Origin of the sequence: Corallococcus terminator, from assembly GCF_049194865.1 — a bacterium.
In the GTDB taxonomy this organism is placed as follows: Bacteria; Myxococcota; Myxococcia; order Myxococcales; family Myxococcaceae; genus Myxococcus; species Myxococcus terminator_A.
In genome coordinates this window covers 60232-78948 of sequence record NZ_JBLZWL010000142.1, presented here as the reverse complement: position 1 = coordinate 78948, position 18717 = coordinate 60232, and the positions used below count along the sequence as shown (strand labels likewise).

Below are 18717 nucleotides of genomic sequence, written 5' to 3'. Positions count from 1 at the left end.
CAGAAAATTGGAGGGCTCCTCACGGTGTGTACCCTGAGGTCGTACCTGAGCCCGCCGAGGAGGCACCCGGTGATGTCCCCAGACTCCGAAAACACGAAGACGACGAGCGCGGGCAGCGCTTCCCCGGCGCGCGCCCCGGGGCTGCGAGTCATCCAGGGCGAGGGTCGCCGACAGCAAGAGCCGCTCGCTTCCCGGGACGCCGTGGCCCGCGCGCTGATGGAGGCGGGGGCGGACATGCTCCTGCGCCGGATTACTCCGGCTCGAGCCCAGGAAATCGAGCGTAAGGTGGACCGGGTGCTGGACCTGTTCGACCGGGTGGACTCGGCGCCGGTGTTGATGCCGGTGCTCAAGCGGCACCTGGACGAATTGGAGGCGCTGATGCGGGAGTCGCGTGAGGTCCGCGCCGCCCGGAGGTAATCAGGGCGGTTGTTCCGGTTCCTCCGTACCTACAAGGGTTTGACCCCCCTGTCGTGTGCGCTTACGCTCGGGGCTTCGCCGCGCCCCGATTCCGGAAGGCCACGGGCCGTGGGTTTTCCCCGTGGGTGGGGTGCGGTCAGGTCGCCGTGACCATTGAAACGTATGGCAGGTACCAGCTCCTGAAGCGACTCGCCATGGGCGGGATGGCGCAGCTGTATCTCGCGCGCCAGCCAGGTCCGGAGGGCTTCGAGAAGCTGGTGGTGGTGAAGCGAATCCTTCCGCACCTCGCGGAGAACGACGACTTCGTGAAGATGTTCCTGGATGAGGCGCGCATCGCCGCGCGGCTCAACCACGCCAACGTCGTCCAGATTTTCGACCTGGGCGCGCAGGACGACTCGTTCTTCATCGCCATGGAGTACATCCACGGCGAGGACATGCGGCGGGTGTGGAAGCAGTCGGAGGCCATGGGGCAGCCGATCCCCGTGCCGCTGGTGTGTCGCATCCTCATCGAGGCGTGCTCGGGCCTGGACTACGCGCACAAGCGCACGGACCCGACGACGGGCCGGCCGCTGGACATCGTCCACCGCGACGTGTCCCCGCAGAACATCCTCGTGACGTTCGAGGGCGGCGTGAAGGTGGTGGACTTCGGTATCGCCAAGGCGGCGGACCAGGCCACCGTCACGCGCTCGGGCGTGCTGAAGGGGAAGTATTCGTACATGTCGCCGGAGCAGGCGGCGGGGCAGCGCGTGGACCGGCGCTCGGACATCTTCGCGCTGGGCGTGGTGCTGTACGAGCTGCTCACCAGCACGCGCCTGTTCAAGCGCCCCAGCGACATCCAGACGCTGGCGGCGGTGGCGGAGTGCAAGGTGGCGCCGCCGTCGCAGGTGTCCCCGCACGTGCCGCAGGACCTGGATGCCATCGTCCTCAAGGCGCTCGCGAAGGACCCGGCGGAGCGCTACCAGGAGGCGGTCCACCTTCAGCTCGCGCTGGAGGACTGGCTGACGGAGCGGCGGCTGCCGTCGTCCACGGCCCACGTCGGCGCGTACATGAAGGAGATCTACGCGGAGCGGCTGGCGTCGGAGGCGCGCTCGGGTGAGCTGCTGACGGAGGACTCGGACCCGGTGTCGGGTTCAGGGCGCCAGGACGCGAGCTCGCGTCGCTCGGGGCTTCGGCCCGCGCTGCCGCGCTCCACCGGGGTGCCGGAGGGGGAGACGGCGGCGCTGCGGCCTCGCGGCACCGGGAAGACGGGCCGCATCGAGCTGGAGTCCCCCAGCGCCCGGCTCACGGGCCAGCGGCGCGCGGTGGAGCAGGCGCCTCCGGACCGCTCCTCTCGCTCGGGGCTGGGTGCGGTGCAGGCCCCCCCTCGGGTGGCGGTCGAGGAGGACGCGCCGACGATGGATGGGCGCGCCGCTTCGCGGGCGACGCTGACGGACGTGAAGATCGCCACCGAGCCGAAGCCGGCCGATGGACGGGCCGCCTCGCGCGTGGCGAACCCGCAGGTGAGGGAGCCGGAGTCGCACGGCGTGGAGGGGCGCGCCGTCACGCGGCCGATGCCCGCTGTCGTGCACCACGTGGAGGAGGACGCGCCGACGTTGGCGATGCCGGAGATGGCGGGGCCGCTGCCTCGGCCGTCGCGGCTGGCGCTGCCGCTGCCTCGGGGGGCCGAGGAACTGGAGGACCTGGAGGAGGACGCGCCCACGCTGTCGCTGGGCATGTCGCGGCCGGGGCGGAAGAAGGGCGCGGCGGCGCGTCAGGCGGAGGCGCCGCCCCCGGGTTCTCGGCTGGGGTGGTGGATTCCCACGGTGGGGTTGGGGCTGGTGGTGCTGGTGCTGCTGTGGGGCTGGCTGAAGCCGGGGACCGCGGTGCAGGCGCCTGCGCGTGTGGAGTCCGCACCCGCCGGGGCGCGGGTCATGTTCGACGGGCAGGAGCTGGCGGAGCGCACGCCGGTGACGCTGCCGGGGATGCCCGAGGGGCGCTACTCGCTGGTGCTGTCGCACGAGGGCTACCAGGAGCTGAGGACGGAGCTGGAGATCCAGGCGACGGGGCCGGTGCCGCTGGGCGTGCTGCGACTGGTGCCGGTGGTGCAGCAGGCTCCCGTGCAGGAGCCGCCGGTGGAGAAGACGCCGCCGGTCCAGGCGCCCGTGGAGCCCGTGGCCGTGGCGAAGGTGCGGCTTCGGGTGGAGGCGCAGCCCGCGCAGGCCGTCGTCATCGTGGATGGCCGCCCACGGGGCGCGGCGCCGGTGATGCTGGAGGCCGAGCCGGGTGTGGCGCTGGCCGTCCGGGTGGAGGCCGCCAGGCACCAGTCGAGCGAGCGCACGGTGACGGTGGGCGCGGGGCCGGAGCAGGTGGAGCGCTTCACGCTGAACCCGGAAGCTCGAGTGGTGGCTCCCACGCCGCCGCGTCCTCCGAGGCAGGAGCCGCGTGCGGAGACGCGCACGGCGAAGGTGCGCTTCGCTGTGCGGCCGTGGGCCGAGGTGACGTGCGGAGGCAAGAAGCTGGGGGAGACGCCGTTCGAGGCGGTGGAGCTGCGCGTCGGGACGTATGACTGCAAGTTCTTCAACCCCGACCTCAAGAAGACGCTCAGCCGACGTATCGAGGTGAAGGCCATCGACCTCAACGTGGTGAGCGTGAAGTTCGAATAGCGCATGTTCCGGAAGCCCTCTTGACGCTCGTCGCCGGTACGCAGATCGGCAAGTACGTCGTCCGCCGCAAGCTCGCGGAGGGCGGGATGGCGGAGATCTACCTGTGCACCGCGCGCGGGGCGGAGGGCTTCGAGAAGGAGGTCGTCATCAAGCGGGTGCGTGCCTTCCTCGCGAGCGACCCGGAGTTCGTGGGGATGTTCATCGCGGAGGCGCGGCTGGCCTCGCGGCTGAACCATGAGAACGTGGTGCAGATCTTCGACTTCGACAAGCACGAGGACACCTACTACCTGGCGATGGAGTACGTGCGCGGCTGTTCCCTGTGGGAGCTGCGGCGGAAGTCCAAGGAGCTGATGGACCCGGTGCCCCCGGTGTTGGTGGCGCACCTGGGCGCGGAGGTGGCCCGAGGGCTTCACTACGCACATCGGCTGAAGGTGAACGGGCAGCCGCTCGACCTGGTGCACCGGGATGTCACGCCGCACAACGTGCTGCTGTCGTACGACGGCGCGGTGAAGCTGACGGACTTCGGCATCGCGAAGGCGGGCAAGAAGCTGACGCAGCCCGGAGTGCTCAAGGGCAAGTTCGCGTACATGTCCCCGGAGCAGGCGCGGGGCGAGGCGGTGGACTCGCGCACGGACCTCTTCGCCCTGGGCGTGGTGCTGTGGGAGATGCTCACGGGCGGGCGGCTGTTCGACGGGGAGTCCGAGGTCGCGGTGCTGCGCGCGGTGCAGCACAGCGTCATTCCGCCCCCGGCCCGGCTCAATCCCGCGGTGCCCCCGGAGCTGGACGCGGTGGTGATGCGCGCGCTGGAGCGCGAGCCCTCGGCGCGGTTCCAGACGGCGGGTGAGCTGGAGCGGGCGCTGGCTCAGTGCGTGATGAAGCACGCGACGTCGGTGGATGACACGGACCTGGGTGCCTTCATGCGGCGCCTGTTCCCCGGGAGCCTCACGCAGGCGATGCCCACGGTGCAGGAGCGCACGCACGTGGTCGAGGGGACGCCGGTCCCCGATGACGATGATGACGGTGACCTGCTGCCTCCGCCGCGAAGGGAGCCCACGGCGGTGATGGTGGCGGGGCGCGCGAGTGTGGCGACGCCGTCCTCACCGGATGATGACGTGGACGCGTCCACCTTCGTGCTTCCGCGTCGGGGTGAGGACGTGGAGGCGCTGTCCGTGCCGCTGCCGCCCATGGCCACGCCGATGATGCCGTTGCCCGCGGTGGCTTCGTCACCCGTGCCTCGTGCGAATGCGCCGCTGCCGCCGCTGGCCGCGCCCATTGCGTCGGTGCGGCCGAGCCGTCCCGAGGGGACGCCCGCTGTGGTCTCAGCGGAGGCAGGGGGACGGGACGGACTTCGTTCCGACGTCACGCCCGCGCCCACGAAGACGCCGAGCCGTTCGGGTGGGCTCTCGCCCGTGTCGCGGCAGGGCGATTCCGAAGCTTCGTCGCGAGTCGCTGAGCTCGAGCGCTCCGCGATGGAGGGCGAGGAGGCTTCCGAGTCGTCAGGACGCGCCGCCGAATCGGTGCCCTCCTCGACTCAGGGTGATGCCGCGCGGGGGCCTGACGAGCTGTCACCGCGAGGCGCGGCGGCGAGCGCCTTGGGTCATGTACAGGGGCTGTCACACGACGTGGACGCGGTGGGCGCCGCGAAGCCGGCGCAGCTCACTGCCTTGGCGGAAGCCGCCGAGGCGGAGCGCGCAGGGGAGCAGGGGCAGGGCTCCTCCGAGGCGTTGACGCCGAACCCCGAGCACACGGCTGCGTCGAGGGCAGTGCGTGTCGAGGTGTCTGACACCGCGCGTGAGCAACGCGGCTCCGAGGAGCGTGGTGCCGGGACGGCCTCCGCTGTCAGCGATGCGAGCGCACTGTCGCCCGGACTGGCTGTGCTCGACGCGCGAGAGGGTGGCCCTCAGTCGCTCTCTGGCAGCGAGGTCCCCACCGTCACCGAGTCGTCGCCGGGACAGCCGAAGCGCTCGGGGTGGCTCAGGCCGCGTCGCATGGTGGGCGCGACGATGGGCCTCGGATTCCTGCTCATCGTGGGCGCCGGGGTGATGAACGGGCTCCGCGCCGAACGGTCCCCGGAGACGCCGAGTCCCGCCACCGCGCCGTCGGCCGCCACGTCGTCGACGCCCACGGACCGACCTCCGGCACCCGCCGCTGGCGCTCCTCCCGGGGCAGGCTCCGTCGGAAGTGTCGCGCAGGAGACGAAAGACACGGTGTCCGCCGAGCCCGAGCCGCGCGATGTCGCCGCGAGCCCCGAGCTGGCGCCCTCCGAAGCTGACGCGGAAATGGACGGGCTGAAGCGAGAGGCCGTCCTCGGCACGAGCCCGAAGGCCGCCGACTCCCGCCCGGAACCCGCGCCGCGAGCCGCACCCGCCGCGACCGGCCTGCTCCAGCTCCGGGCAACCCCGTACGCGACGGTGTTCCTGGACGGCCGGCGCCTGGGCGAAGTCTCTGGACGCGCCTCGTACAAGCTGGCTCCCGGCAACTACAAGCTCCTCTTCCAGCATCCCTCGGGGGAGAAGCGCTACGATGTCACCATCACCGCCGGTGCCACGGTGACGCGCGAGTTCCGCCCGCCGCGCGCCCGCTGAACCCGCGCCACCTCGGCGCACCCCTCGTCCCCCCGTCGCTCCCGCGCTGACGCACGCGTGCCCCTGGGGCTCCGCCGTGCGTGCGCACCCGGGTTCCGTCACACCCCCGGCACCCGACGCCATCGCGCGGTGCGCTCCGGGTCTTCCTCCACCCCTGTCGTGAGGCCGAGCCATGCCGCTCGGGCCTCGTCGCGCGCTCGTTCTCGAAGCGTGAACCGGCCGACAGCGCAACGGACCTGTAGCGGTCTACCTTGACACCGAAGGCCCATTTCTGGCACTCAGTGGTCTCCTCTGAGTAGCTTATATTCAATGGATTCGATGGACCTGCTGGCTCCCGACGAGATTGCTCGGATTGAGCGCGAGAACGCGGGTGGACTTCCCGCGAGCGCCATTCTGGAAATCTTTCGTCCGCGGGGCGTGCGTCTGTCGGAGGCGACCTTCCGCAAGTACGTCCAGGCGGGGTTGCTACCGAGGAGTCGCCGGGTGGGACGGAAGGGGAAGCACCAGGGGAGCCTGGGCCTCTATCCGGTGGAAGCGGTGCGCCGCATCAACGTCATCAAGAAGATGATGGCGGAGGGGCACACCCTCGAGGACATCAAGAAGTCCTTCGTGTTCCACAGCAATCACATCGACCAGGTGGAGCGGGACCTCGGGGGTCTATTCGATGGGCTGCGGGACGAGTTGGGAGGGCGGGCCTTCGGGGGGGAGCACCGACGTTCGCTCGAAGCAGAGTTGGCAACGCTGCGGCAAAGAGCGCAGGATCTGGTCCGGGATGTGGCCCGGCTGGGCAGCGCAGTCACCGCACGCGAAGACGAAACGATGAGTTCGCAATAAGATGCCGGCCCTGGAGCCGGTGGACCCGGTTAGACTGGCCTCACGTGGAGGGGACATGTCGGAAGTGAAGCAAGTGGAGGAGGGCGGAGAGCCGGTGCCAGAGGATTTGGCGCAGGAGCGCCGACGGTCCAAGACGATGTCGCGCAAGGAGATGGCGCGTGATTTGCGCCGTCGACGTCTCACGGGGCAGGTGGACCCGGAAGAGGCGGACCTGCTCAAGCAGATGGACGACACGCGTCCGCGCACCCGCGCCGACTGCGTCAACGGTCCGCGCCCGTGCATGTTCGTCTCCTGCAAGCACAACCTCTATCTGGATGTGAATCCGGAGACGGGGTCCATCAAGCTGAACTTCCCGGACAAGGAAATCTGGGAGCTCGAGCACACCTGCGCCCTGGACGTGGCGGAGAAGGGCGGCATCACGCTCGAGGAGGTGGGGGAAATCATGAACCTCACCCGCGAGCGCATCCGTCAGGTGGAGACGCGCGGGCTGATGAAGCTGCGCGAGGCCACCGAGGCCGAGCCGCCTGTTTCGGCCCGCAAGCCTATGTGACTGGCGGCTCACTGCCGCCGACGGAGCGCCGACGTGTTGCGTTGACACCCCAGGGGGTGGTTGCTACTACCGCCGCTTCCCGCACACCGAGGCGCACACGTGCTGGCTCTCCTCAGCGTTTCCGATAAGCGAGGTCTGGTTCCCTTCGCCCAGGGGCTGGTCGGCCTGGGCTACCGCCTGCTGTCGACGGGTGGCACGCTGGAGGCGCTCAAGGGCGCCGGCATCGCCGCCACGCAGGTGTCCGAGCACACACACAGTCCGGAGATTCTCGGCGGCCGTGTGAAGACGCTCCACCCGCGCATCCATGGCGGAATCCTCGGTCGCCTGGAGCTGGAGGCGGACCGCGAGGAGATGAAGGCTCACGGTATCGAGCCCATCTCCCTGGTCGCCGTGAATCTCTATCCGTTCCGCCAGACGGTGGCCTCGGGCGCGGCGGAGGCGGAGGTCATCGAGCAGATTGATATCGGCGGGCCGGCGATGGTGCGCGCCTCCGCGAAGAACTTCCGGCACGTGGCCGTCGTCGTGGACCCGGACGACTACCCCGCGGTGCTCGCGGAATTGGAGGAGCACAAGGCGGTGGGCGAGGCCACGCGGCGCAAGCTGATGCGCAAGGCGTTCGCGCACACGGCGGCCTATGACGCCTCCATCTCCGCGTGGCTGTCCGCCGAGGCCGGCGACCCCTTCCCCGGAGAGCTGTCGCTGTCGTTCCGCAAGGCGCAGGACCTGCGCTACGGGGAGAACCCGCACCAGCGTGGCGCCTTCTATCGCGAGCACTCCGCGCCCTCGGAGCCGACGGTGGGCTTCGCCCGGGTGCTCCAGGGCAAGGAGCTTTCGTACAACAACATCCTGGACCTGGATGCCGCGCTGGGCCTGGTGCTCGAGTTCCCCGAGCGCCCCGCCGCCGTCATCATCAAGCACAACACACCGTGTGGCGTGGCGGTGGATGACGCGCTGGTGAAGGCGTACCGCACGGCGCGAGCGGTGGATGAGACCTCCGCGTTCGGCGGCATCGTCGCGTTCAACCGCGAGGTGGACGAGGCGACGGCCCAGGCCATGGCGGAGACGTTCCTGGAGGCGGTCATCGCGCCGTCCTATTCGCAGGCGGCGCTCCAGGTGCTCGCGGCGAAGAAGAACCTGCGGCTCCTGGAGGCGGGGGCCTCGCTGGCCTCGCCGACCGTCCGGCCGAGGGCTCAGCTCGATGGCCGGAGCGTGTCCGGAGGCCTGCTCCTGATGGACCGGGACGCCGTGGAGCCGGAGCTGAGCTGGAAGGTGGTGTCCAAGCGGGCACCCACACCGGACGAGGAGCGGGCCCTGCGCTTCGCCTGGAAGGTGTGCAAGCACGTCAAGAGCAATGCCATCGTCTTCGCCTCTGGGAGCCAGCTGCTGGCCCAGGGCGGCGGCCAGACGAATCGAGTGGATTCGGTCCGAATCGCGATGCAGCGCGGCGGACAGGCCCTCCAGGGGGCCGCCGTGGCCTCGGATGCCTTCTTCCCCTTCCGGGATGGCCTGGACGAGGCGGCCCGGGCGGGTGCGACCTGCGTCATCCAGCCAGGCGGCTCTGTTCGGGATGCCGAGGTCATTTCGGCCGCCGACGAACATGGGATGGCCATGGTGGTGACCGGAGTGCGACACTTCCGGCACTGACTCATGCGCATCGTCTGCCAGAAATGCGCTGCCGCCTATGCCATCGATGATCGACTGATCACGGCAAAGGGTGTCCGCGCGCAGTGTCCCCGTTGCCGGAACTTGCAGCTCGTCCGGCGCGATCCTTCGGCCGTGCCCTCTGGGGACGTGCCGGCCGCACCGCCGCGTCCCTCGGCGCCCACCCCCGCGTCGTCCGCGCCACCTCCGGCGGATGACCTGTTCGGCGACTTCGGCAATCCGCCCGCGGAGCAGGCTCCCGCCCCGCAGGCCCGGCCCGCGAAAGCCGCGGCGCCGGAAGCGGACCTGTTCGCCGACTTCGGCGCGCTGCCAGCGCCGACTCCCGCCACGGCGCCCCCGGTGGATCCGTTCGCGGAGCTGGGGCCGGCTCCAGGGCCTCCCTCGGCTGGAGGGGACCCGCTGCTCGACTTCCTGGGGCCCGCGCCCGCGGCGCCTCCGGCTCCCGTCGCGCGAATCTCCTCGGAGCCCGGCGCGGTGCCAGTCTCCGTGAAGCCTCCGGCCACGGCGGCTCCGCAGCGCACGGCTCCGGCTCCGGCCGCCGCCATTGCGCCCAAGCCGGCCACCATGGGCTGCCGCACCTGCGACAAGCCGCTCATGGACCCGTTCGACCAGGCGCTCGGCATCTGCGACGACTGTCGTCAGCGAGAGCCCGCGGGCGGAGCCGCACCCAAGGCGGCCGTCCCCGTGCCCGTCGCCGCGCCCGGGACGGCGGACTTCCTGCCCCCGCTCTCCTCGCCCGACGAGAGCGGAGCGGACTCGCTGGAGTTGATGCCTCGGGATGGCTCGGGTCCGCGCGCCGCGCCTTCGTTGGGCTCGGAGCCTCGGAGCAATCCCCGCGCTGCCTCGGGAGCGCCCCGGACCACCACTTCGACGTCCAACGTCCGCTCCGGTTCCGCGGAGAAGCAGGGCGGGCGCGGCTCCTCGGGTGGAGGCCGCTGGGCCCTGGTGGGCGGGCTGATGTTGCTCGTCGTCGGCACCGGGGTGGGTGGCTTCTTCTTCGTGAAGCACCAGGAGGCGGAGCGCCGTCGGACGGAGGTCGTTCCGGTGGCGGCGATTCCGGAGGCCGTGCAGGCGGTGCTGCCCCGGTGGAAGCTGAAGTACCTGGAGCTGGAGGGGACGGGCGCGGAGCGGCTCGCGGACGGGCAGCAGCAGCTCGCCCGCGACGAGCGCTTCGCCTATGCGGAAGCGGAGGAGTCCTTCCAGCAGGCGTTGCTCCTGGACCCGCGCAGCGACGAAGCCATCGCGGGCTATGTCCAGGCGCTGGCGCTGGGACGTGGCGCCGGTCTGGACGAGTCCACCTTCGCGGAGGCGAGCGCGCTGGTCGAGGCCTCGGAGACTCGCGCGGGCCGCACTCCGCTGCTCCTGCTGGCTCACGCCAACCTGCTCCTGACGCGCTCCCGACAGTCCGAGCCGCTCAAGCGTGCCCGGGAGCTGGCGGAAGAATCACTCACGCAAGCGCAGGCGACGAACGCACAGAAAGCCGAGGCCCACCTGGTGCTGGGCCGGGTGTACCTGTCGTCCTCGGGTGCGCTGGCGCGCACGAACTTCGACTCCGCGGAGAAGCTGGCGCCGGAGCTCAAGCGCATCCAGTACTACCGGGCGCTCGCGCACGAGTCGGCCGGTGAGTACTCGCTCGCGCTGGAGACGCTGCGCAAGCGGCTGAAGGCGGACCCCAGGGACTGGGACAGCCTGGCGGCCACCTCGCGCATCTACCAGGAGGTGGGAGAGCCGGGCGAGGCGCGCAAGCTGTACGAGGCGCGCGTGAAGGCGGACCCCGGAGAGCTGCGGGCGCTCTTGCCGCTCGCGGTGCTGCGCTACCAGACCGAGGGAAATCCCGCCATGGGTGTGCGTGAGCTGCGCGCGCTCCTGAAGACCCGCGAGCGCCATGGCGACCGCGACGTGGCGGAGGTGCTCGTCCACCTGGCGGCGGCGGAGCGCGCGGCGGGCAACAGCGAGGCGGGGGTGAAGTCCGCGGAGGAGGCGCTCGGGCTGGCGAAGGAGCTGCCCGAGGCGCACCTCCAGGTCTTCCTCGTCGCCCTGGAGCAGCGCGACGCGGCGAAGGCACGCAAGCACCTGGATGGCATCAAGGGACGGCTGGAAGACCGCGCCCTGGAGATGGTGCTGGAAGGCCGCCTGCTGCTGCTGGAGAAGAAGCCCGCGGAGGCGCTGGAGCGCTTCCAGGAGGCGGTGTCGCGGGATGAGCGCCGGCTGGACGCGCAGCTGCTGGCGGGCGTGGCGGCGGCGGGGGCGAAGCGGCGCGAGGATGCGTTCCGCGCGCTGAACCTGGCGCTGCGCGCGGACCCCATGCGGCTGGAGCCCCGGCCCGTGGTGACGCGCTTCTGGATGCGGCCGTCGGAGACGGTGAAGGGCGTGGAGGACGTCATCCTCTCGCTGGCGGAGAACGCGGACGACCCGGGGCCGTACCTCTACGAGGGCCTGCTGCGCTTCCACCAGGGAGAGCTGGACGCGGCGGACCGGCACTTCCGCGACGTGTTGGAGTCGGACGCGAACAACGCGGGCGCGCTGACGTACCGGGCGCTCATCGCGCTGCGGAGAGACAACCTGACGGAGGCGCGCTCGCTGTCGTCGCGCGCGGTGTCCGCGGGGCGGCAGTTGCCCGTGACGCATCTGGCGCAGGGGCTGGTGCTGGCGGAGAGCCGTCAGGTGGAGCCGGCGAAGCGCTCCTTGCGTGAGGCGCTGGGGTTGTCTCCCACGCTGCTGTCGGCCAAGGCGCGGCTCGCGGAGCTGGAGGCGCCGCAGCGGCGTGACGACGCGCGTGCTCAGTTGGTGAGCGTGGTGGGGTTGGACCCCGCGTACCTCCCGGCCAAGCGGATGCTCTACCTGTTGGAACGGTGAGGTGGATGTGAAGGTCCTGTTGCTGGGTTCCGGAGGCCGTGAGCACGCGCTGGCGTGGAAGCTCTCCCAGAGTCCCCGGCTCACGCGGTTGTTGTGCGCCCCGGGCAACCCGGGCACGGCGAAGCTCGCGACCAACGTGCCGTTGAAGGCCGACGCGCCGGACGAGGTCGTCGCGCTCGCTCGTCGGGAGTCGGTGGACCTGGTGGTGGTGGGGCCGGAGGCGCCGCTGGTGGCGGGTGTCGCGGACGCGCTGGCGAAGGCGGGCATCCCCTGCTTCGGGCCGGTGGCGGGAGCGGCGCTCATCGAGGGCTCCAAGGCGTTCGCCAAGGAGATCATGGCCGAGGCGGGCGTGCCCACCGCGGCCTTCCGCACCTTCACGGACGCCGCCGAGGCGGAGGCCTACGCGGTGGCGCAGGGCCGCATCGTCGTGAAGGCGGACGGGCTGGCGGCGGGCAAGGGCGTCATCGTCGCGCACGACGTGGACTCCGCGCGGGAGGCAGTGCGCGCGGTGGCGGCGCTCGGCTCGTCGGGGCAGCGCATGGTGCTGGAGGAGCTGCTGGAGGGCGAAGAGGTCTCCGCCATGGCGCTCTGTGATGGCGAGCGCTACGTCATGTTGCCGCTGTCGCAGGACCACAAGCGCGTGGGTGATGGAGACACCGGCCCGAACACCGGCGGCATGGGGGCGTACAGCCCCGCGCCGTTCCTGGATGAGGCGCAGCTGGCGGAGGTGGGGGAGAGCGTCATCGCCCCGACGCTGGCGGTGCTGCGACGTCGCGGGCTGCCCTTCAAGGGCGTGCTGTACGCGGGGCTGATGCTCACTCGCGGCGGGCCCAAGGTGCTGGAGTTCAACGCGCGCTTCGGGGACCCGGAGACGCAGGTGTTGATGATGCAGTTGGGCGAGGACCTGCTGCCGCTGGTGGATGCGTGCGCGCGCGGCCAGCTCCAGGCTCGCCCGTTGGTCGCGGCACCGGGCGCTTCGGTGGGCGTGGTGCTGGCGGCGCGGGGCTATCCGGACGCGCCTCGCAAGGGGCAGCGCATCGACGGGCTGGACGCGGTGCCGGCGGACGCCACGGTGTTCGTCGCGGGCGCGGAGACCCGGGACGGCGCGCTGGTGACGAGCGGCGGGCGGGTGCTGACGGTGTGCGCGCGGGGCGAGGACCTGGCGCGCGCGCGGGAGCGGGCCTACGCGGCGGTGGCGGCGGTGCGCTTCGAGGGCATGCACTTCCGTCATGACATCGGCGCGAAGGGGCTGAAGGCCGCGCCGTGACGCGCATCTCCCGCTATCTCCTCAAGGAGCTGTTGGTCCCCCTCGGCGTGTGGGTGGCCTTCATGTTCCTGCTGCTGTTCGTGATGCAGTTCCTGCGCGGCACGGACGTGCTGCTGGGCTCGTCGGTGACGGTGCTGGACCTGGGCCGGCTGGTGGCCTACCTCACGCCGCACTTCCTGATGATGGCGCTGCCCATCGCCTTCCTGCTCGCCATCCTGCTGGGGCTCGGGCGGCTGGGAGAGGACCGCGAGCTGACGGCGCTCCAGGCGCTGGGCGTGGGCCCCACACGTCTGCTCTTCGCGCCGCTGGGCGTGGCGGTGGCGCTCAGCGTGTTGATGCTGGTCATCACCTCCACCGCGCAGCCCTGGGGGCTCACGGGCGTGAAGGAGCTGGTGAGCGAGGTCATCCGGAAGAACGTCGTCGGCGACGTGAAGTCCGGCACCTTCTACGAGGACCTGAGTGACTTGACGCTGTACGCGGAGCAGGTGTCCTCCAAGGATGGCAAGTGGACCAACGTGCTGCTGCACGATGACCGCGAGGCGAACTCGCCCCTGCTGGTGCTGGCGCATCGCGGGCAGGTGGGCACGACCAGTGGTGGAGAGGTGCTGCGCTTCGCCCTGGAGGATGGCGAGGTGCACCGCTCCGGCCGCGCGTCCGAGGACTACAGCGTCATCCACTTCGACCGCGCGGAGATCAGCGTGGGCGTGGGCGCGTCCATGGGCAAGCGGGGCCGCTTCACCTCCGCGAAGGAGGAGCTGACGCCGTCGGAGCTGCTCCAGGCCGCGAGCGAGGCCGAGGCGAGCGGCGGGGACGCGCGCGGCTTCAGGATGGCGCTGCACAGTCGACTCGGAGGCGCGTTGGCGCCCATCGCCTTCGCCCTGCTGGGCACGCCGCTGGCCATCGGTCGGCGACAGGCGGGCCGGGCGTGGGGCTATCTCCTGACGCTGGGCGGGTACGTCCTGTACTACCTCTTGAGCCGCGCCTTCGAGCAGCTGGGCCAGCAGGGGAAGTTGCCCGCGCCGCTGGCGGGGCAGCTGGCGAACGTCGTCTTCATGTTGGTGGGCGCGGTGGCCCTGTACCGGGTGAGCCGCTCGGGGACGGTTCGGTGAGACTGACGCTCTTCGGGTACGTGCTGAAGACGTACATCCGCTACGCGCTGGGCATCCTCGGCGGGCTGGTGCTCGTCTTCGTGGTGGTGGACTTCGTCGACCGCGCGAAGTCGTACACGGGGCCGGGCTGGGTGGCGGACGCGGCGAAGCTCTACGCGTACAAGGCGCTGATGGCGGTGCAGCAGCTGGGGCCCGCGGCGTTGCTGCTGGCCGCGGGGACGACGGTGTCCGCGTTGCGCAAGCAGGGCGAGGTGACGGCCATCCGCGCGCTGACCTTCGGGCCCACGGCGCTGTATGCACCCGTGCTGGCCTTCGGGCTGATGGCGTGCACGGGGCTCATCGCCTTCGACGAAGTCGTCGCGACGCACGCGGGACGCCGCGTCGATGAAATCACCACGCAGCGCTTCAACCGCTGGGGCGACTGGCGCTTCTACTACACGCCGAAGCAGTGGTTCCGACGCGGCGACCACATCTTCTTCCTCCGCGCGGGCAGCGCGCAGGAGGGCTTCCAGGACGTGTCCATCTTCACCCTGTCTCGGGAGTTCAAGCTGCAGCGGCGGCTGGACGCGGCGCGGATGGAGTGGCTGGACGGGACGCGCTGGCGGCTGACGGGGGTGGTGGAGCGCGCCTTCGCCGGGGAGAAGCACACGTCGGTGAAGAGCCTGGAGAGCGCCGATTACGAGCTGGGCATCGCCGCCTCGGCCTTCCGCATCCGCCCCGGACGTCCGGAGCAGATGCGGGTGCGGGAGCTGCGCGAGCAGATTGTCGCGCGCCGCGAGGTGGGCCTGGCGACGAAGCAGTTCCAGCTCGCGCTGCACAACCGCTTCGCCTATCCGCTGGCTGCGCTGCCGGCGGCGCTGCTGGGGGTGGGGCTGGCGCTGCGCACGAATCGGCGGGGACACCTCACCGCCGCCATCGTCGAGGGCCTGCTCGTCGCCGTGGCGATGTGGGGGCTGATGATGGTGTGCCGCACGTTGGTGCTCACCGAGCGTCTGACCCCCCTGGTGGCGGCGTGGACACCCCCCGTCCTGCTGGTGCTGGCGGCCGGGGCGCTGTGGCTGCGGCGCGAGGGCTTTCTTCACCTGCCTCGCCGTTGGCTCGCGGTGAGGTAGCGTGAGTCCATCCATGGACCTTCCCTCCCAGTCCCGGCTGGAGACATTCCTTCGTCGCGCCGTGGCGGGAGTCCTGCTCGCCTGGGCAGTCGGCCTGGTGCTGGCGGAAGTTGTGCTGCAGGTGGCCGCGTCCGCGGCGGTGCTGCTGGCGCTGGTGCTGGCGGCGCGGCGTCAACTCAAGCTGGCCACCGATGTGCGCGCCTACGTGTTGGCCAGCGTGGCGCTGTGCGCGTGGCAGGTGGTGTCTCCGGGGTTGGCGCTGCTGACGGGCGCGGCGAGCGGGTGGCCGCGAAGCTCACGCTATGGGCAGGCCCTGGACTCGGTGGCGGGCGCCGCGGTGGCGTGCGTGGGTTCGGTGGGCGTGCCGTGGCTGGCGCTCGCGGGCACGGTGGCGGCGGGGTGGTTGTTCGCCGCGGCGCTGGGCATGTTCCAGAACCGCGTGCGCTGGCCGTGGGAGCCGTTCGCGTTCCTCAAGCTGAACCCGGGCCGGCTTCACGAGAACTTCGGCACGGAGTCCTCGCCGCGCTACGCGGCCGGGGGCATCTTCTTCCACCGGCTGCGCTTCGCGCATGGCGCCATCGCCGTGCTGGGCCCCGCGCTCGCGGTGCTGGGCAGCTCCGAGGTGGCTCGGCGGCGCGCGCTGTCGGGCGTGGTGGTGCTGGGCCTGCTGGTGTCCATCTACAACGCCTTCGCGCGCGCGGCGCTGGGCGCGGCGCTGCTGGTCAGCGTGGTGGCGCTGCTGCTGCTCGTCAGCGGCATCGCGCGCAAGGCGGGGCTGGGGCTCACCGCGGTGCTGGTGGTGGTCGTCCTCGCCTCACCGGCCTGGCGCGCGCGCCTGGAGAAGGCCGTGGGCAACATCTACGGCGGAGAGCGCCAGCTGGCCATGACGGTGGGCTGGGGCCTGGTGCGAGAGCATCCGCTCCTGGGCGTGGGCTTCGGCAACCACAAGGCCGCCGTCCTCGCGAGGCAGGGGGAGTCGGGCATCACCGACCTGCTGGCCACCGACTCGCACAACCTCTGGCTGACGGTGTGGGCCGAGACGGGGCTGGTGGGCTTGCTGCTGACGCTGGCGGTGCACGGCCTCCTGGGCTGGGCGCTCGTGCGTCGCTACCGCGCGGGCTCACTGGCGGCCACCGGCGCGCTCCTGTCCTTCGTGGGCTTCCACATCCTCGCGATGGTGCACTACCTGCCGTTCCACTCCAGCGTGCACCTCTCGTTCGCCCTCATCTGGGGCCTGGGGCTGTGCGAGGGAAGTGACGTGCTGCGCGCACGCCCGGCGCCCCGATAACGGGCAGGGCACCCGCCGCCCTTCAGCGAGCGGGTGCCGCGCGTGTCTCGAGCACCCGCCGGTACACGGCGACCGTCTGGCGAGCGCACTCGTCCCAGGTGAAGCGCGCGGCGCGCTCGCGGCCCAGCTCAATCAGCTCCGTGCGCAGGCCGTCGTCTCGCAGCACCCGCAGCGTCGCCTCGCGCCAGGCCACCGCGTCGTCCGGCGGGAGCCGAAGCGCCGCGCCGCCCACCACTTCCGGGAGCGCCGTCGCGTCCGCGGCCAGCACGGGACAGCCCGTCGCCATCGCCTCCAGCGCGGGCAGCCCGAAGCCCTCGTACTTCGACGGCAGGAGCAGCGCCGCCGCCGCGCCGTAGAAGAGCGGCATCTCCGACTCGGGCAGCTCCTCCAAATCAATCACGTTCTCATGGAGCCCCAGCTCGTGCGCCACCGCGCCCTTGCCCGCGAGCAGGACGATGGGCACCGGCAGGTCCGCGGCGAAGTGCCGCAGCAGCTCCAGGTTCTTGAAGGGCTTCGCGTTGCCCACCGCCGCCACGTAGCGCGCGGGCAGCTCCTGTCGCTCCCGGAACTCACGGGCCTCCGCCGCCGAGGGCGGCTGGAAGCGCGCGTCCACGCCATTGTGAATCACCTGCAACCGGTAGGGCGACAGCTTGAGGTGCCTGGCCAGCTCCGCCCGTGAGAACTCGGACACCGTTACCAGCGCGGAAGCCCGCTTCGCGCGCGGCCCCACCACCACGCGGTAGTACAGGCTCTGCGCCGGTGAGTACTGATGCGCCAGCGCCACGTGGTTGGCGTCGTGGAGCGTGGCCACCAGCGGTCCGCTCCAGAACAAGGGCAGGGCGAACGACGTGGCGTGGAAGACGTCGGGCGACAGCCGCGCCAGGTCCGCCGCCAGCGCGGGCTGCTCCACGGGGGACAGGAACCCCGCGAGCGCGCGATGCATGGGCAGGCGAGGCGCCAGCGCGCCCAAATCAGAGGGCAGGCCCTGGGGGGGCACCAGCGCGGAGAAGCGCAGGTCCGGGGCAAGCGCGGGGACCCGCCGCGCCAGCTCGAGCGCATAGCGGGCAATGCCGTGCAGCCGGCCGCGCACCATGCGCAGGTCGAGGAGGACATGAGCCACGCTCCCCGCGTACCACACGGGCGACCCTCATGGGGGCGGGCAGGCACCCGCTTCGTGTTGCTGTCGGCAGGCGGCACGCCCGGTGCTAGAAGGCCGGCATCGTGAAGGTCGCCCTGGTCCACGACTGGCTCGTCACCCACCGCGGGGGGGAGCGTGTGCTCGACGCGCTCTGCGAAGCGCTGCCCGACGCGGACATCTACACGCTCATCCACCGGCCCGGCAGCCAATCGCCGGCCATCGAATCCCGCCGCATCTTCACGTCCTTCCTCCAGCGGATTCCGGGCATCCACGAGCGCTACCGGCACTTCCTGCCCCTGATGCCCCGGGCGATAGAAGCGCTGCGCCTCCAGGACGACTACGACGTCGTGCTCTCCTCCAGCCACTGCGTGGCCAAGGGCATGCCCGTGCCGTCGGGGGTTCCGCACCTGAGCTACGTGCACGCGCCCATGCGGTACATGTGGGACTTGTTCGACGACTACTTCGGCCCCGGGCGCTCCCGCCTGCCGGTGCGCGTCGCGGCCCATGCCGTGCGCCCCTGGCTCCAGCGCTGGGACCGCGCCTCCGCCCAGCGCGTGGACCACTTCGTCGCCAACAGCCACCACGTCGCCGGCAAGCTCCAGCGCTTCTGGGGCCGCGACGCCACCGTCGTCCATCCTCCCGTGGACCTGGAGCGCTTCACCCGGCTGCCCCTGGAGGGCGGAGGCAAGGGCGGCTACTTCCTGTGGCTCGGTGCCTTCGCGCCCTACAAGCGGCTGGACATCGCGCTGGAGGCGTTCCGCGCGCTGGGCGCTCCGCTGTGGGTGGTGGGCACCGGGCAGGAGGCCGCGCGCCTCGCGTCCGTGGCTCCTTCGCCGAACCTGCGCTTCCTCGGCAACGTCTCCGACGACGCCCTGCCGTCCCTGTATCGGGATGCTCGCGCGCTCATCTTCACGCCCGAGGAGGACTTCGGCATCACCCCGCTGGAGGCCCAGGCCTCCGGCCGCCCCGTCATCGCCTTCGGAAAAGGCGGGGCGCTGGAGACGGTGAACAGCCGCACGGGACTCTTCTTCTCAGAGCAGACACCCGCGTCGCTCGCGGACGCCGTGCGGCGCTTCGAGACGTGGGAGGGTGGCTTCCGGCCGGAGGATGCCCGCTCGCAGGCCGAGCGCTTTGGACGGGCTGTCTTCCAGCGCGCCATGTTGTCCGAAGTGGAGTCCGTCCTCAGGGTGGCGAGGAAATCCCCACGTCGCGCCACGGCGGTGTGACGCCGCTGTCATCCCAGGCTCTGTCTTTCAT

At 71.3% G+C, this 18717-nt stretch carries 13 protein-coding genes; 12 read left to right on the top strand and 1 reads right to left on the bottom strand.

The window, feature by feature from the left end; all coding sequences use genetic code 11:
* The first annotated feature begins 72 nt into the window (after nucleotides 1-72).
* From ACN469_RS41955 to ACN469_RS41905, 11 genes are all read left to right on the top strand, one after another.
* Nucleotides 73-417 (top strand): hypothetical protein, encoded by a 345-nt coding sequence (locus ACN469_RS41955; RefSeq protein ID WP_498777751.1) that lies wholly within the window; start codon nucleotides 73-75, stop codon nucleotides 415-417.
* Between the two features lie 146 nt (nucleotides 418-563).
* Nucleotides 564-3059: a protein kinase domain-containing protein gene (locus ACN469_RS41950; RefSeq protein ID WP_498777749.1), complete on the top strand. Its 2496-nt coding sequence runs from the start codon at nucleotides 564-566 to the stop codon at nucleotides 3057-3059.
* Nucleotides 3060-3079: 20 nt separating this feature from the next.
* On the top strand, nucleotides 3080-5644 hold the full coding sequence (locus ACN469_RS41945; protein WP_498777747.1) for a serine/threonine-protein kinase: 2565 nt from the start codon (nucleotides 3080-3082) through the stop codon (nucleotides 5642-5644).
* A 309-nt stretch (nucleotides 5645-5953) separates the two neighbouring features.
* Complete coding sequence (locus ACN469_RS41940) at nucleotides 5954-6478, top strand: MerR family transcriptional regulator (protein ID WP_498777745.1); 525 nt, start codon at nucleotides 5954-5956, stop codon at nucleotides 6476-6478.
* A gap of 55 nt (nucleotides 6479-6533) precedes the next feature.
* Nucleotides 6534-7028, top strand: a complete 495-nt coding sequence (locus ACN469_RS41935) for a sigma factor-like helix-turn-helix DNA-binding protein (protein ID WP_498777743.1) — start codon at nucleotides 6534-6536, stop codon at nucleotides 7026-7028.
* 99 nt (nucleotides 7029-7127) lie between these two features.
* Nucleotides 7128-8672 (top strand): bifunctional phosphoribosylaminoimidazolecarboxamide formyltransferase/IMP cyclohydrolase, encoded by a 1545-nt coding sequence (gene purH / locus ACN469_RS41930; protein ID WP_498777741.1) that lies wholly within the window; start codon nucleotides 7128-7130, stop codon nucleotides 8670-8672.
* Nucleotides 8673-8675: 3 nt separating this feature from the next.
* Nucleotides 8676-11546 (top strand): zinc-ribbon domain-containing protein, encoded by a 2871-nt coding sequence (locus tag ACN469_RS41925; protein WP_498777739.1) that lies wholly within the window; start codon nucleotides 8676-8678, stop codon nucleotides 11544-11546.
* A gap of 1 nt (nucleotide 11547) precedes the next feature.
* Entirely contained in the window at nucleotides 11548-12813 is a 1266-nt protein-coding gene (purD, locus tag ACN469_RS41920; protein WP_498777738.1) for a phosphoribosylamine--glycine ligase, read from the top strand.
* A complete protein-coding gene (locus ACN469_RS41915; protein ID WP_498777736.1) occupies nucleotides 12810-13922 on the top strand; it encodes an LptF/LptG family permease in 1113 nt (370 codons plus the stop codon). The genes purD and ACN469_RS41915 overlap by 4 nt, the downstream gene beginning before the upstream one ends.
* Nucleotides 13919-15034, top strand: coding sequence for an LptF/LptG family permease (locus tag ACN469_RS41910; protein ID WP_498777734.1), 1116 nt, complete (start codon nucleotides 13919-13921; stop codon nucleotides 15032-15034). Before ACN469_RS41915 ends, ACN469_RS41910 begins: the two co-directional genes overlap by 4 nt.
* A gap of 13 nt (nucleotides 15035-15047) precedes the next feature.
* Nucleotides 15048-16322 carry an O-antigen ligase family protein gene (locus ACN469_RS41905; RefSeq protein WP_498777732.1) on the top strand — a complete coding sequence of 425 codons (1275 nt, stop codon included), beginning with the start codon at nucleotides 15048-15050 and terminating at the stop codon, nucleotides 16320-16322.
* Nucleotides 16323-16344: 22 nt separating this feature from the next.
* On the opposite strand, the gene ACN469_RS41900 is transcribed toward ACN469_RS41905, so the two are convergent.
* Nucleotides 16345-17415: a glycosyltransferase family 4 protein gene (locus ACN469_RS41900; RefSeq protein WP_498777970.1), complete on the bottom strand. Its 1071-nt coding sequence runs from the start codon at nucleotides 17413-17415 to the stop codon at nucleotides 16345-16347.
* Between the two features lie 128 nt (nucleotides 17416-17543).
* Between ACN469_RS41900 and ACN469_RS41895 the strand changes: the two genes are divergently transcribed.
* Entirely contained in the window at nucleotides 17544-18686 is a 1143-nt protein-coding gene (locus ACN469_RS41895) for a glycosyltransferase (RefSeq protein WP_498777730.1), read from the top strand.
* Nucleotides 18687-18717 lie beyond the last annotated feature (31 nt).

Excerpts from the sequence above, each read along its gene's own strand:
- ACN469_RS41955 (WP_498777751.1), top strand. The coding sequence starts at position 73 with ATGTCCCCAGACTCCGAAAACACGAAGACGACGAGCGCGGGCAGCGCT.
- ACN469_RS41940 (WP_498777745.1), top strand. The coding sequence starts at position 5,954 with ATGGATTCGATGGACCTGCTGGCTCCCGACGAGATTGCTCGGATTGAG.
- ACN469_RS41935 (WP_498777743.1), top strand. The coding sequence starts at position 6,534 with ATGTCGGAAGTGAAGCAAGTGGAGGAGGGCGGAGAGCCGGTGCCAGAG.
- ACN469_RS41925 (WP_498777739.1), top strand. The coding sequence starts at position 8,676 with ATGCGCATCGTCTGCCAGAAATGCGCTGCCGCCTATGCCATCGATGAT.
- ACN469_RS41905 (WP_498777732.1), top strand. The coding sequence starts at position 15,048 with ATGGACCTTCCCTCCCAGTCCCGGCTGGAGACATTCCTTCGTCGCGCC.
- ACN469_RS41900 (WP_498777970.1), bottom strand. The coding sequence starts at position 17,415 with ATGGTGCGCGGCCGGCTGCACGGCATTGCCCGCTATGCGCTCGAGCTG.